Genomic DNA, 234 nt, shown 5'->3' with positions numbered 1-234 from the left:
TGGTTATACAATTAGTTATTTATCACAGCAACCAGAGTTTGATGAAAAACTAACAGTATTAGAGCAAGTGTTCCATGGTGATACACCTTTAATTCGTCTTCTTCGTGATTATGAACAATCGTTATTAAATATCGAAAAAGATCCAAGTCATGAAAAAGTACAGGAACAATTATTTGCAGTGCAGCAACGTATGGATGCGATGAGTGCATGGGAAGCAAATGCGAATGCAAAATC

1 pseudogene is annotated in these 234 nt (G+C 35.5%); it reads left to right on the top strand.

Annotated elements, in window-relative coordinates:
• Positions 1–234, top strand: a pseudogene (locus SB822_RS61180) (hypothetical protein); the annotation flags it as partial.

This window comes from Paraburkholderia sp. SIMBA_054 (assembly GCF_046534875.1).
Classification (GTDB): domain Bacteria; phylum Pseudomonadota; class Gammaproteobacteria; order Burkholderiales; family Burkholderiaceae; genus Paraburkholderia; species Paraburkholderia hospita.
Note: the sequence above shows the minus strand (reverse complement) of the source record. Positions and strands in the feature narration are given on the sequence as shown.